Genomic DNA, 13,995 nt, shown 5'->3' on the forward strand with positions numbered 1-13,995 from the left:
ATGAACATCTTAGTAAGCGGAGCTGATGGCAATTTAGGATCAGCCGTAGTAGACAAATTAATGGCCGAGAATCACAATGTTTTCGGCCTATTTGCTCATGAGGATAAAGCACAAAGTGACAAACGCGACTTTGAAAAGTTCTCTGCCGATTTAACGAATCCAGAAGCAGCTGATAAAGCCGTGAGTGAAATGCAGAACAAGTTCAACAGCATTAATGGAGCAGTGCTAACAGTAGGAGGTTTTGCAATGGGCAACATTGAAAACACTTCAATAGAAGCTATTGAAAAGCAGATCAAACTTAATTTTAATACCGCTTACAATTTGGTTAAGCCACTTCTTGCTAAAATGAGTAAGGGCGGACAAATTTTTCTTATTGGTGCACGGCCCGCAACTGATGCTGCAGAATTAAAAGATAAATTAGCCTATGGCCTAGCCAAAAAACTTGTGTTTACTTTAGCTGAAGTAATAAATGCTGACAGAAAAGATACAGGCATTCAGTGCAAAGTAATTGTTCCGAGTATTATTGATACACCACCTAATAGAGAAAGCATGCCAGATATGGATTTCTCAAAATGGGTAAAACCAGCTGAAATTGCCGATACCATCTATTTTCACCTGACCCATAACTACATTAAGGATGCTGTGGTAAAAGTGTATGGTGAAGTATAATTTGTAATAAAATAGGATTCTCTCATCAAAGAGAATCCTACATATCACTTTCCGCTAAAGAAATCTCTTAATCCTTGTAAAGATATCAACCCGCCTACAATTAAGGAAGCATAATACCAAGGTTCGCTCATACTGTAACTAGTATCATCAAAAAGTCCGTTGATTTCATTCACCAAAGCATCGCTCGGCTGATGTTGAATTGCCCAGATGATGATAAAAACACCAACGACTAGCAGCAATACACCTCTTAATTTCTTGTTCTTCATTTTTCATTTACTTTAAACCTGAATATACCAATTTAAAAGTAAATCAGTACTGATATTATTTAAAGAAGAAACCTACCACTAATAGAATACAGCCAAGTGCTAATTGAGTTATAAGCAATGTTTTTTGGTAAAACGGTCGTTTTGAAAACGGTACAGATTGATCAAAAGGATCAAAAATTAATGCCAGATTTAAATTGATTCCGGCCCAGGTTAAATCCTTGAATAATATCAGCATCAAAGCGCCTAAAGTAGTCATCAGTAAGTAAAATCCTGTATTAAACCACTTGTTGATCCGAGGTGTAATTACTTCAACTTTCATAATTTTTCCTTTTATTCAATTAGTGTCAATGAACTTGGCTTTATTACAAAACCACTAAAATTTTTACTCAATAGCATTTGGAACTATTTTAAACTCGATCTGCTTTTGTTGCCTAATTGAATTAACTTTGCATCATGCAGAAAGTAGAAAAAGCGAAACACTTACCTAAAGAAGTTATTGAAGTTAAGCTCAGCAAAAAGGACATTAGAAAGATGTCTGTTGAAGAGATTGCTGCTGATTTAACTGAAGCTGGTGAAAAAGCTTTTAGAGCTAAGCAAATTTATGAGTGGCTTTGGATTAAGTCTGCTTCAACTTTTGAAGACATGACTAACCTGTCCAAACAACTCAGAGAATGGCTCGATGAAAACTACTGCATTAATAGAATCACCATTGCTTCCAAACAAGTGAGTAATGACAGAACCATTAAAGTGGCTTTTAAACTGCATGATGGCAATGAGGTAGAGGGCGTTTTAATTCCTACGGAAAATAGAATGACAGCCTGTGTTTCTTCACAAGTGGGCTGCTCTTTAAGTTGTAAATTCTGCGCTACAGGTTACCTTAAAAGGATGCGTAATTTGGAAGCTGCCGAAATTTATGATCAGGTAGTAATGATCAAAAATCTGGCTGTAGAACATTATGACATGCCACTTTCAAATATAGTATATATGGGCATGGGTGAGCCTTTGCTTAATTATAAAAATGTACTTCAGTCTATTGATCATATTACTTCAGAAAAAGGACTAGGCATGTCACCAAAAAGAATTACCGTTTCCACAGCGGGTATTGCCAAAATGATCAAGAAACTGGGTGATGATGAAGTAAGGTTTAATCTGGCACTTTCTTTACATGCGGCCAATGATGAGAAGCGTAGCCAAATCATGTCTATCAATGATGCCAATAACTTACCTATTTTAAGAGAAGCGCTAGAGTATTATTATGACAAAACTGGCAACAGAATCACCTTTGAATATTGTGTTTTCGAAGGTTTTAATGATAGCATTGATGACGCTAAAGAACTTCACCAGTTTACCAAGTATGTTCCTGCTAAGGTAAATCTAATAGAGTATAATCCTATAGACATGGCTGACTTCACCAACACAGGTGATGACAAACTTGATGCCTTTGCCGATTATTTAGAAGATAAAGGTGTGATCGTGAATGTGCGTAGAAGCCGAGGTAAAGATATTGACGCTGCCTGTGGTCAATTAGCCAATAAGCACTAATTTCTATTTTAACTCTTGAGCAGTATATTAGCTTTCTAATATACACCTATGGTTTTCTCGCTTGCAGTACTCATTACTACCTTTAGTATTTTTGGTTTATTCATCCTTAATAAATACAGAGCCAGCAGGAATAAGAAGCTTTTCCTAAAAAAGGGAATGACCCGATCCTTCTTTGCGGTTACCATAATCGTCTTTGTTATTGGCTTTTTTGTGTCTCTGGTTTTACCGGAAAATGGTTTAAACCTTGAGATTTTTCAACTGCATAATGAGGAAATGGTACTTAAAAGCCATAGCTCTTATTGGTATAAAATATTGGCAGTTTTTACAGAAGTAAATCTAATTGGAGTCTTCTTCGCCACCCTTATTCTCGTTATATGGGCATACTACCTCCACAAGCTCGATTTTTTCAATCAAGAGAAAATAAGTATTAGCATACTGGCGCTGATTCTTGGTATGTTATGCACCTTCCTGGTATTCCCAATAACTGATTTTCTTAAACTGACTTTTGACATTCATTTCAGCAATAATGCCCTATATAATCTCTTTGTCTACTCATGGTTTAATATAGGCTTAGTTGAAGAATTCGTAAAAATACTCCCGGTTCTGGTAGTGCTTTTTTTCACCAAAGAAGTAGATGAGCCTATCGACCTTATTTACTATGCTTGTTTATCCGCCTTAGGTTTCGCCTTCATTGAAAACTTATTGTATTTCAGAAATATTGGAGGGCAGATTTTTATTGGTAGGGCCATGTATTCTGCTATAGGCCATATGGTAGATGCTTCTTTCTGTGTTTATGGAATTATCCTAAGTAAGTTCAAGTATAAACAATGGAAATGGAATTTGGTCATTATGTACTTCCTGTTAGGCAGTTTTGTTCACGGCTTGTATGACTTTTTCCTTTTCGAAGGTTGGATCATTCTTTTCTATATTGCCTTTCTTATTTTTATTCAATCATGGGCAATTATCATCAATAATTGTATCAATAACTCAAAATACTTCAGCTATAGAATTTTGCCTCAATACGAACGGCTGAAAGTATTTATGGCCATGAGTTTTTCCATCTTAATTATTTTGAGCTTTGTAGCGGACGGTCTAATTGTTGGCAGAGATCATGCAGTAACCACTTACTGGGCTTCAGCTTTTCGGTTTACTCTTTTAATAGCTTTTTACGTAACAGGGATTAGTAGTTTCGATATGATGAAGGGCTACTGGCGCAAAGTGGATTTCAGCATTATCGATGATTTTAACAGAAACTTTAGTTTCAGGTCACTGACCAGAATTTTCACCAACAACACCATCCATCCTCAAAATAGAGTTGGTAAGAAACTACAACTGCACAGTCCTAAAGAAAATGTAGCATTAAGAGCTGTTCTAGGCATTACTTCTGGTAAAATTGTGGATAGGGTTAAACTCAGAAGACTTAACCGTTCTTTCGATTACAACTGGTTTAAAATTAAGCTTGATAAACCTTTGGGACTACCTTCCAAATACGTTCAGGACACTATTTTTATTCAATTTAATAGCCCTCATTTAAGTTTAGAACATGACAAGCATATAAGATGTCACCTTCGTGTTTTAATTAAGTCAGAAGAAAACGACAAAAAAATCTTGGTCAAAAACTTCGGTGATGTTATTGTCAATGGACATGACTTCGAATACAAAAATTAATAACAAAAAAGGCTAAAACTTTCAATTTTAGCCTTTTGAAATATCTTATCTTAATTTTATTAGGATAGCTCTGCAAGAATCGTTCTTCCTCCTTTAGTTTTATCACCAATGTTTACATTTATTTTGGCATCAAGTGGAAGAAAAACATCTACTCTGGAGCCAAATTTAATGAAGCCAAATTCAGCACCTTGATCTACAGCATCACCTTCATTCACATACCATTTAATTCTTCTGGCAACTGCACCTGCAATCTGTCTGAAAAGTACTTGAACACCATCTGGCTTTTCAACCACAATAGTAGTTCGCTCATTTTCCGTACTTGATTTTGGGTGCCATGCAACCAGGTATTTACCCGCATGGTATTTACAGAACTTAACAACTCCTGCAATTGGACTTCTATTTACATGCACATTTACAGGTGACATGAATATGGATATCTGCTTTCTCTTTTCTTTAAAGTACTCTGTTTCTTCAGCGTCTTCAATCACCACCACTTTTCCATCTGCCGGAGCCAGCACATGCTTATCATTCTTTACAATTTTGAATGACGGGTTTCTGAAGAATTGCAGAATAAGGAAATAAACAACTACTAATATCCCTAAAACACTATTATTTACCCATTCAGGTGCATCAGTAAGGTAATCCACCAAAAAGTAAATACCTACAAATATGATTAGCGAAAAGAATAGAATCTTTCGTCCTTCTTTATGTAAAGTCATAACATGAATTTTTTAACAAATATAAAAAAAGCGCCTAACCAGCGCTTTTCTTTTTATCTTAAAATTAGGCTTGGTTAGTATTTTAGTAACCTCCTCTAAATTTATATGTTTTAGCAACCTTATCAATTGCTACTATATAAGCAGCAATTCTCATTGGCACATTGTATTCAAGGCTTGTTTTGTAAACCATCTCGAAAGCATCTTTCATAATTCTGTCCGATCTTCTGTTTACGCGCTCACCTGTCCATTTATAGCCAAGTCTGTTTTGTACCCACTCAAAGTAAGACACCGTAACACCACCTGCATTAGCCAAAATATCAGGAGCTACCATTATGCCTTTTTCGTTAATTACTTTATCAGCTTTTGCCGAAGTTGGACCATTGGCACCTTCCACAATTAGCTTAGCCTTGATGTTGTTTACGTTATCGTTATTAATAACATCTTCCTTAGCTGCTGGAATTAGTACATCAACCTCTAATTCAAGAACTTCATTGCCATCTATTTTCTCAGCACCCTGGAAGCCTTCTAAAGTTCCATTGTTATTATTTCTGTAATCGATTGCCTCCTTAATGTTAATACCATTATCATTAAAATAACCACCCGAAATATCAGAAATGGCCTTGATAGTGGCACCTCTTTCCTCTAACAATAAAGCAGCAAATGAACCAACATTACCAAAACCTTGAACAGCCATAGTAGCTTTATAAGGATTGATTTTTAATTTTTCCATTGCAGCTAAAGCTGATACCATAACGCCACGGCCTGTAGCTTCTGTTCTACCTAACGAACCACCTAAAACTAATGGCTTACCAGTAACAACCGCATTTACAGTCATACCTTTAGACCTTGAGTAGGCATCCATCATCCATGCCATTTCTCTAGGGCCTGTACCCATATCCGGAGCTGGAATATCTCTATCAGCACCAAATACATCTACCATAGCTTCAGTATAAGCACGAGTTAACCTTTCGATTTCACCTGCTGACATCGCTCTTGGGTTACATTTGATTCCCCCTTTGGCACCGCCATAAGGAATATCAACCACCGCACATTTCCACGTCATCCAAGCGGCTAAAGCTTTTACCTCATCAATGTTTACACCCATATCATACCTTACACCACCTTTTGATGGCCCTAAAATAGTTGAGTGAATAACTCGGTAACCTTCAAACACTTGAATAGACCCATCATCCATCGTGATAGGTAGCGTTACAATAACTTGACGTGCTGGAGATTTTAAAACATTGTAGATTTCATCATCTAGTCCTAAGTGCTGGGCTGCGATATGAAATCTTGACATCATCGACTCAAAAGGATTCTCTAAGTCTTTAATTGGAGCCGGTTCTATATAACCCATATTATTTTGTGTTTTTTATAAAAACTTTGAGCAAAATTAGTGATTTGTAGGTTCAATTTTGCTTTTTGATGGCCGAAAGTTATAAAAATCAGTCGAAAAGCATCAAAAAAGCAGAAATAAATGGTGCGGACAACAAAAGTCCATCAAAGCGATCCAAAAAGCCGCCATGTCCGGGAATTATACTGCCTGAATCTTTGATATCTATACTTCTTTTAAAGAGCGATTCTACTAAATCACCATAAGTGCCTGCTATTACAATAATACCTGCAATGCAGAACCATTGCCAGTCGGCTATTTCATCAAAATTATGAGCCATTAAAGCCGCTAAACAAAAGGCCAGTATGGTACCGCCTAAAGCACCTTCCCAGGTTTTTTTAGGAGAAATTCTTTCGAATAATTTGGTTCTACCAAACCTTACCCCGGCAAAATAAGCACCTGTATCGCTGGCCCACAGTATAAAAAGGGCGCCTAATATTATTTGAAAGCTATAAGTTCCATTATAAAAAACTGCAATATGTAATAATGAAAAAGGTATGGCCACATATATAATACCCAGAAAGGTGTAGGCTATATTAGTAAATGGCTTGGTGTCATTCTTTTTATAAAGTTTCACAAAGTAAACGGTTGCACCAATGGGTGCAATAGCGAAGTAAATGCGAGGATCAAGATGCTGAGCGCGCACTAAAAAAGTTATTGTATAAACCGATAAGCCTGTTATGGTTCCCCAAAACTTGAGAGGAAGTGCACCATCTAAACCTACCAGTTTGTAAAATTCAAGCTGGGTAAGCATACAAAGCACAAAAAACACAGCAAAATAAGTCCATTGACTATAAACTATACAAAAAAGTATGAGTGCTACTCCAATAATTGCAGCAATAATTCTTTGTGTGAGATTGCTGTATTTATCCAAACGTGATGTCATTCTCAATAATTTTGATGGCCCTTATCACTTGATCAGGATTAACCTTAATCTCGTAATGGCCATTAATTTGATAAGCTGAATCCATTTTATTCAAGATGATTGTATCAATCGAACCTTCTTCCAGATGAGATTTAATTATTTCAGCTCTGTAAAGTAACTCTGTTTTGTATATGGTTTGCCATTTAGCCATTGAGCTGTTTTTGCATGTATTGATAAAAAAATCTGAATAAATAAATACAGGCTACCAGCCCCACTAGTGAAACATATACAGGCATTGCTGTATCCATTTCGGTTGCATCCCAATCTTCTGAAACTCTTGGTCCTACATAAGCTGCAATTACGGCCAGTCCGTTATTTACGAAATGAGCGATTACCGCATACCATATATTACCAGAATAATAATAAATATAACCAAAAAGCGCACCTAATAAAATTCTGGGTACAACTCCATAAAACTGCATATGAAAAGCGCCAAAAATAATGGCTGTGACCCAAATGGCCACATGAGGATTTTTGGCAATAACCTGAAGTTTATTTTGTAATAAGCCTCTAAAAATAAGTTCTTCACCAACAGCTGGCAACACTCCAATAACTATAAGTGCCAGTAGCATTTCACCGAAACTATCGTAAGTGCTCAAAAGCTTGGTAAGCTCCATTAGTTGGTCTTCCATATTTCTTGCCCAGTTTTCAAAACCTCGCATAAAATCAGGGAATTCTATATTCATATTCCAGTCGATCACAACTGAGTTGAAAATCATGAAGCAAAAGGTAAGTGCTGCTACCACTAATGCCTGCTTTGCAGTGAACCTTTTTCTATTAAAATACATTGTGAGCCTTTGGTCGTCCACTACTTTGATGAAAAAGAGTGCGAAGCCAGTAAAACCTAGTAAGTGACTTATGCCTTGGGCGGTATAAATTACAGCCTTTGTATCATTAGCATATGGCGGCTCAAATACAGTCATAGCTTCAGCCAATGGCACCTGAGCAACCAAAATTGCTGCTACAACACCAATAAGTTGACCCAGCACATTAGCTGCAATAAACAGCAATACAAAAGTTATGAGTGATACCCAGGGATTCTTATTATGTTTTAGTGGAAGATTGTCTTCGAAAGAATTCATATAAAGCGTAAATTTACAGCAAAATTCATATTTACAAATTGGTAAAGATAGGAAACATAGAATTAGGAGACTTCCCGTTGCTTTTAGCACCTATGGAAGATGTGAGTGATCCTCCGTTTAGAGCAGTATGTAAGGAAAATGGGGCTGACCTGATGTACACAGAATTTATTTCTTCGGAAGGCCTAATCCGCAATGCAGCTAAAAGTGTCCAGAAACTTGACATTTACGATTATGAACGCCCTATCGGCATTCAGATTTTTGGTGACAAGATTGACTCTATGCGTGAAGCTGCAGCAATAGCAGAAGAAGCTGATCCTGAAATAATAGATATTAATTATGGGTGTCCTGTGAAAAAAGTTGCCTGCAAAGGTGCTGGTGCCGGCATACTATTGGATTTACCAAAGATGCAGGAAATGACTGCTGAAATTGTAAAGCAGGTAAACAAGCCCGTTACAGTTAAAACCCGTTTAGGATGGGATGACAGCACTATCAAAATTCAGGAAGTTGCTAAAAGACTTCAGGATGTTGGTATTCAGGCATTGTCAATACATGGTCGTACAAGAAAGCAAATGTATAAGGGTGTGGCCAATTGGGATTATATAGCTGAAGTTAAAAATGATCCTTCCATACATATTCCTATTTTTGGTAACGGAGATATTGACTCTCCTGAAAAAGCATTAGAATATAAAAATAAATATGGGGTTGATGGTATCATGATTGGCCGAGCCGCCATTGGTTACCCATGGATATTTAATGAAATCAAACATTATATAGCTACAGGAGAAAAGCTTGCAGCCCCTGACCTGGCAGAAAGAGTAGCCATTGCCAAAAAGCATTTAGCATTCTCCATTGAATGGAAAGGTGAGAAAAAGGGCATTTTTGAGATGCGCAGACATTACACCAATTATTTTAAAGGCATTTACAATTTCAAACCTTACAGAACCCGCTTGGTAGAAGGTAACAGCTATCAGGAAGTACTCGACACCTTAGATGAAGTAAACGAAGTATTGGCGGCTGATCTAGCATAATTTTATGAGCGAAAAACCTGAAGCAAAACCAATACTGGTTTGGGGATTACTTATTTTTCTGGCCTTAATTTGGGGTAGCTCTTTTATACTTATAAAAAGAGGATTAGATGTGTTTAGTGCAGGACAGGTTGGTGCTTTGCGTATTTTTACCGCAGCCATAGTGCTAGTACCACTATCACTTCCTAAACTAAAGACTTTAACACCAAGGCAGTGGAAATGGCTTTTCATTTCCGGAATGATTGGAAGCTTTGGCCCTGCATTTTTATTTGCAATTGCTCAAACTCAACTTGCTAGTGGAATAACCGGGGTTTTAAATGCCCTTACCCCAATTTTCGCATTAGTTGTAGGCGTCCTTTTTTTTGGCGGCCAGCTTAAAAAGCAAGATGTTTTAGGCATTACTCTAGGTTTCGCAGGAACAGTACTTTTGATAGTAGCCGGATCAGGAGGAGAATTAGGAAATTTCAACTACTACGCATTTTTCGTGATAGCTGCCACACTTTGCTATGGCTTCAACCTGAACATTTTAAAACATCAGTTCAGTGTTTTAACTCCCAAAATAATAACAAGCATATCTTTACTTTTAATTAGTCCTCTGGCCACTTTTTATCTTTTTGGATATACTGACTTTTTAGAAGTAATGTCCAATAAAGAAGGTGCCTATTTAAGTTTGACTTACATTAGTATCCTTGGGGTTGTAGGTACAGCCTTTGCTCTAATAATTTTTAACAGATTAGTACAACTCACCTCTCCTGTTTTTACAAGTTTCGTTACATACCTCATCCCTATCGTAGCTATTATTTGGGGAATTATTGATGGAGAAGTACTCATTTTCTGGCATTATATCGGGATAGTGCTTATAATAGTTGGTGTTGCGTTCTCTAATAGAAAGAAGAAATAATATTTGGATACTGACTGAAATAACCAAATAATCCATTAATAACAATTTGTCAACAAATATTTAATATCAGAATTTAGTCAACAATAATTTTGCATTTCGATTAAAGCACATATTTTTGCCGAAGTTTAAAAAGTGTAAGCTATGAGTGAACAGGAAAAAACCAGATATACAGATGCTGAACTTCAAGAATTTGAAGAGCTAATCACTGAAAAGTTAAATAAAGCTAAGCAAGAACTAAGTTATATTAAATCAACTATTACCAGATCTGCTGATTCAGGTACTGACGGCACTGTAGGTAATGTGAAAGTTTTGGAAGACGGTGCTGATACCATGGAAAAAGAAAGCATGAACCAGCTGGCCGCCAGACAACAAAAGTTTATCACTAACCTGGAAAACGCTTTAGTGAGAATAAAGAATGGTACTTATGGCATTTGCTCAAGCACTGGTAAACTAATTTCAAAGGAAAGGCTGAGAGCTGTACCACACACTACCCAATCAATAGAAGCTAAATTAGCACAAGACAATTCATAATATTTGAATTTTCTTCTTAACCATATTGAAGCACTGATTTTCTGTGCCACTTCTCCATTGAAGTTACAGGAGATTCAAAGATGCTTAACTGAAATGTTTGAGGCAGATGTACCCAAGCAGGATATTGAGGATGCAATAAAAAAGCTTTCCGAGAAATATGCCGCTGAGGAATACTCTTTTCAAATCGAATATATTGGTGGCGGTTATCAATTTATGACCAAGCCTGCCTACCAGGCCAGTATTGGCATCATGCTTAAGCATCAATCCAAGAAAAGGCTCTCTACTTCAGCTCTGGAAACACTTTCCATCATTGCTTACAAACAACCTATCACCAAAGGTGAAATGGAGCAGATTAGAGGAGTAAATTGTGATTATACGGTGCAAAAGCTTCTTGAAAAAGAATTAGTAGAAATTAAAGGTAAATCCGATGCTATCGGACGCCCTTTGCTTTATGGCACCAGCCAAAACTTTATGGAGTACTTTGGCATAAATGATCTTAAGGATTTACCTACACCAAAAGATTTCAGTCAGGAAGAAAACAAAATAGGTGAAGAAAACGAGGATTAGTTTTTATCTGACTAACTGAAGTTTCAGCCTATGATAGCAGGTCTATTATTGCTACTTTTGCTTTAAATATATCTGTATGTCTAAAAAGCCTTTCAAAAAGCGACCACCCAACAAAAAGAATTCTCCCAAAAAAGCCAAGTTCGATAGTACTGTTCCAGCATATGATATGAAAAAAATCAAGGCTGTGGAGAAGAAAGTAGGTGAAGAAGACAGTAATGAAGGAATCAGACTTAACAAATACATTGCTAATTCAGGCATTTGTAGCAGACGCGAAGCTGATACACACATTGCCGAAGGAAAGGTTACTGTTAACAGCAAAGTAATTAAGGAAATGGGCTACAAAGTACAGCCTACTGATATCGTATCTTTTGAAGGGAAAGTAATCAAAAGAGAAAAATTAGTTTACATGCTTCTTAACAAACCCAAGGGTTTTATTACCACAATGGATGATCCCAAAGATCGCAAAACGGTAATGGACTTAGTTAAGAAGGCTTGTGATGAACGGATTTACCCCGTTGGCAGATTAGATAGAAATACAACAGGTCTATTGCTTTTTACCAATGATGGTGTTTTAGCTAAAAGATTAACCCACCCTTCCCATAAAGTAAGAAAAATTTATCAGGTGGAGTTAGACAAGCCTATAACGGAGGAGCACTTTCTGCAAATTGAAGCTGGTCTGGAACTTGAAGATGGGCACGCTCCTGTTGAAAAAATTGCTATTTTAAATCCTGAAGCAACACGAATTGGTGTAGAAATAGTAATTGGGAGAAATAGAATTGTAAGAAGAATTTTTGGACATCTTGGCTACGAGGTTGTTAAACTTGACAGAACGGTTTATGCAAGCTTAACCAAAAAAGATCTTCCCAGGGGGAAATGGCGTTATTTGGCTGAAAAAGAAGTTATTCGACTCAAGCATTTTTAGTATTCAACGGTTTTACAGCCGCATCATGAATAATAATTTTGAATTCACTTCCTTCACCAATTTCACTATTGAGCCTTATTTGACCATTGATCTTTTCCAAGGCTTGTTTTACGATAAACAAGCCTAAACCTGAGCCTTCAGCTTCACTGCTAGCCCTGTAGAACATATCAAAAACTTTATGCTGACTTTCAGGGTGGATTCCTTTGCCGTTATCTGCAATAGTAATTTGCACATCTCTATCTAATCGCTCAAACCTTACGGCAATCCATTGATCTCGCTTGTTATTGTCATGATACTTCACTGCGTTTGAAATGAGGTTTGAAAGTACAACCTTCAGCTGATAATAGTCTGTTTTTAAGATATGATGTAATTGTTCTTCAAAATCAAGCCTAATGCTGTCGGCCCCTTCATTAAACTTCACATCTGCTATCACATCATCAATAATTTCCCCCAATCTAAAAACCACAGGTTTAATTTCAGTTTTTATATTTCTGGAGTAATTCAGAATATCACTAAAAATATGATCTAGTTTTTTTACACGTTCCTCCATCATAGTTACATACTGCTTACCTTGATCTTCTTTGATATCATGTTTGGCAAGGTTAATAAGACCAAGTAATGAGGCAACCGGAGCTCTTAAATCATGTGATGTACTGTAGAGGAAACTGTCTAATTCCCTATTGGTTTTCTCAAGGGTTGTGCGCTCATCTTCAAGCAACCAAATAATCATGCCTATTCCTATAAGCGCCAACAACAGAAAATCAATAGAACCATATAGGTAACCTATCTCAAACATGTGAGAATCATCAATAAACATTTCAAACACGCCTCTCAGATAATGTAAATTCTCAAAACCATATAGCACAAAACTAATCCATAGTAGTTTTTTACCTACCGTTTTATCTTTTCTACCAACGCGCATGATGATGATTCCTGCCAGAATAAAGGCAATACCAACAATCAACGATTTTAATCCAAAAGGAATTATGAATGAATAAATTACCTGAGAATCATCAAAAAACAGGTAGAGTTGTGTGGTTAACAGTGAAATCACAATTACAAGCCCATAAATTAAGAATTCCCATTTGTTACTAAGACTCTTCTTTTGAATGAGATTATAAGCTCCGTTCAATAGCCAAAACACTTGGGCAAATGCGGCCATGGTATACAGGAATGTGAAAAGAAGCTGTAGAAAGTTAGGCCCCTCGGCATCAGCAAAATATAAAGCACTAAACGCAAAGGTTAAGTAAAAGGAATATGCTAACCAGCTTAAGGACCACAACTTAAGGTGCTTACGCTGATAAAGGCTGTGGAAATACCAGAGTATCAGCGATATAGCTACTCCCCACATAAGGTGAGCTACAAACACATTAGTCACATTCAAAAAATATTCAAAAATGAATTTTTGATCTATCAAATCCGGGAATTTTTAACAAGATGCAAAATAATACTTCTAGCTGATAAGAGAAGTAAATTGCTTATCTGTATTGATTTTAAATTAGTGCAAAAATAGTATGTATGCATACTATTTTTATACTCATATATTATTTTTAAATTTCATTTGTAAGAAATACTCACAAAAAAGATAAAAATGAGTTCAGCAGTTGATAGGATAACAATAACACAAAAAAAGCCTCACTTATTTCTAAGCGAGGCTTGTGGTGCTAAGTGGACTCGAACCACCGACTCACGGATTTTCAGTCCGATGCTCTACCAACTGAGCTATAGCACCGTGTTAGAGTGGTGCAAAAGTAGATAAGATAATTTATCCTGCAAAAATATTTT

The 13,995-nt window shown here is 36.6% G+C and carries 16 protein-coding genes and 1 tRNA gene; 8 read left to right on the forward strand and 9 right to left on the reverse strand.

Features of this window, described 5'->3' with window-relative positions; genetic code table 11:
• Positions 1-669: an SDR family NAD(P)-dependent oxidoreductase gene (locus JKP34_RS00590; protein WP_201916640.1), complete on the forward strand. Its 669-nt coding sequence runs from the start codon at positions 1-3 to the stop codon at positions 667-669.
• Between the two features lie 44 nt (positions 670-713).
• Here JKP34_RS00590 and JKP34_RS00595 read toward each other — a convergent pair whose 3' ends face one another.
• Positions 714-935 carry a hypothetical protein gene (locus JKP34_RS00595; protein WP_201916642.1) on the reverse strand — a complete coding sequence of 74 codons (222 nt, stop codon included), beginning with the start codon at positions 933-935 and terminating at the stop codon, positions 714-716.
• A gap of 55 nt (positions 936-990) precedes the next feature.
• On the reverse strand, positions 991-1,254 hold the full coding sequence (locus JKP34_RS00600; RefSeq protein WP_201916644.1) for a hypothetical protein: 264 nt from the start codon (positions 1,252-1,254) through the stop codon (positions 991-993).
• A gap of 134 nt (positions 1,255-1,388) precedes the next feature.
• On the opposite strand from JKP34_RS00600, the gene rlmN reads away from it, so the two are divergent.
• Positions 1,389-2,477, forward strand: coding sequence for a 23S rRNA (adenine(2503)-C(2))-methyltransferase RlmN (gene rlmN, locus JKP34_RS00605; RefSeq protein ID WP_201916646.1), 1,089 nt, complete (start codon positions 1,389-1,391; stop codon positions 2,475-2,477).
• Between the two features lie 48 nt (positions 2,478-2,525).
• A complete protein-coding gene (locus JKP34_RS00610) occupies positions 2,526-4,145 on the forward strand; it encodes a PrsW family intramembrane metalloprotease (RefSeq protein ID WP_201916647.1) in 1,620 nt (539 codons plus the stop codon).
• Positions 4,146-4,204: 59 nt separating this feature from the next.
• Here the strand turns inward: JKP34_RS00610 and JKP34_RS00615 are convergent, their stop codons facing one another.
• The 5 genes from JKP34_RS00615 to JKP34_RS00635 all read right to left on the reverse strand — a co-directional run bounded on the left by JKP34_RS00615 (position 4,205) and on the right by JKP34_RS00635 (position 8,264).
• On the reverse strand, positions 4,205-4,864 hold the full coding sequence (locus JKP34_RS00615; protein ID WP_201916648.1) for a phosphatidylserine decarboxylase family protein: 660 nt from the start codon (positions 4,862-4,864) through the stop codon (positions 4,205-4,207).
• An 82-nt stretch (positions 4,865-4,946) separates the two neighbouring features.
• Positions 4,947-6,221: a Glu/Leu/Phe/Val family dehydrogenase gene (locus JKP34_RS00620; RefSeq protein WP_201916649.1), complete on the reverse strand. Its 1,275-nt coding sequence runs from the start codon at positions 6,219-6,221 to the stop codon at positions 4,947-4,949.
• 88 nt (positions 6,222-6,309) lie between these two features.
• A complete protein-coding gene (locus tag JKP34_RS00625) occupies positions 6,310-7,143 on the reverse strand; it encodes a phosphatidate cytidylyltransferase (protein WP_201916650.1) in 834 nt (277 codons plus the stop codon).
• Positions 7,124-7,333 (reverse strand): putative signal transducing protein, encoded by a 210-nt coding sequence (locus JKP34_RS00630; RefSeq protein ID WP_201916651.1) that lies wholly within the window; start codon positions 7,331-7,333, stop codon positions 7,124-7,126. Before JKP34_RS00630 ends, JKP34_RS00625 begins: the two co-directional genes overlap by 20 nt.
• A complete protein-coding gene (locus JKP34_RS00635) occupies positions 7,326-8,264 on the reverse strand; it encodes a CPBP family intramembrane glutamic endopeptidase (protein WP_201916652.1) in 939 nt (312 codons plus the stop codon). The genes JKP34_RS00630 and JKP34_RS00635 overlap by 8 nt, the downstream gene beginning before the upstream one ends.
• 38 nt (positions 8,265-8,302) lie before the next feature.
• On the opposite strand from JKP34_RS00635, the gene dusB reads away from it, so the two are divergent.
• From dusB to JKP34_RS00660, 5 genes are all read left to right on the forward strand, one after another.
• Positions 8,303-9,292, forward strand: coding sequence for a tRNA dihydrouridine synthase DusB (gene dusB / locus JKP34_RS00640; RefSeq protein ID WP_201916653.1), 990 nt, complete (start codon positions 8,303-8,305; stop codon positions 9,290-9,292).
• A 4-nt stretch (positions 9,293-9,296) separates the two neighbouring features.
• Positions 9,297-10,190 carry a DMT family transporter gene (locus JKP34_RS00645; RefSeq protein WP_201916655.1) on the forward strand — a complete coding sequence of 298 codons (894 nt, stop codon included), beginning with the start codon at positions 9,297-9,299 and terminating at the stop codon, positions 10,188-10,190.
• 141 nt (positions 10,191-10,331) lie between these two features.
• Positions 10,332-10,721, forward strand: coding sequence for a TraR/DksA family transcriptional regulator (locus JKP34_RS00650; RefSeq protein ID WP_201916657.1), 390 nt, complete (start codon positions 10,332-10,334; stop codon positions 10,719-10,721).
• A gap of 3 nt (positions 10,722-10,724) precedes the next feature.
• Entirely contained in the window at positions 10,725-11,288 is a 564-nt protein-coding gene (gene scpB / locus JKP34_RS00655; protein WP_201916659.1) for an SMC-Scp complex subunit ScpB, read from the forward strand.
• A 76-nt stretch (positions 11,289-11,364) separates the two neighbouring features.
• Positions 11,365-12,210: a pseudouridine synthase gene (locus JKP34_RS00660; protein ID WP_201916661.1), complete on the forward strand. Its 846-nt coding sequence runs from the start codon at positions 11,365-11,367 to the stop codon at positions 12,208-12,210.
• On the opposite strand, the gene JKP34_RS00665 is transcribed toward JKP34_RS00660, so the two are convergent.
• Positions 12,197-13,627: a sensor histidine kinase gene (locus tag JKP34_RS00665; protein WP_201916663.1), complete on the reverse strand. Its 1,431-nt coding sequence runs from the start codon at positions 13,625-13,627 to the stop codon at positions 12,197-12,199. The two genes, JKP34_RS00660 and JKP34_RS00665, sit on opposite strands and share 14 nt — an antisense overlap.
• 242 nt (positions 13,628-13,869) lie before the next feature.
• Positions 13,870-13,942 (reverse strand) — tRNA-Phe (locus JKP34_RS00670).
• Positions 13,943-13,995: the final 53 nt, after the last annotated feature.

The sequence above is a fragment of the Marivirga atlantica genome (assembly GCF_016734805.1).
In the GTDB taxonomy this organism is placed as follows: domain Bacteria; phylum Bacteroidota; class Bacteroidia; order Cytophagales; family Cyclobacteriaceae; genus Marivirga; species Marivirga atlantica.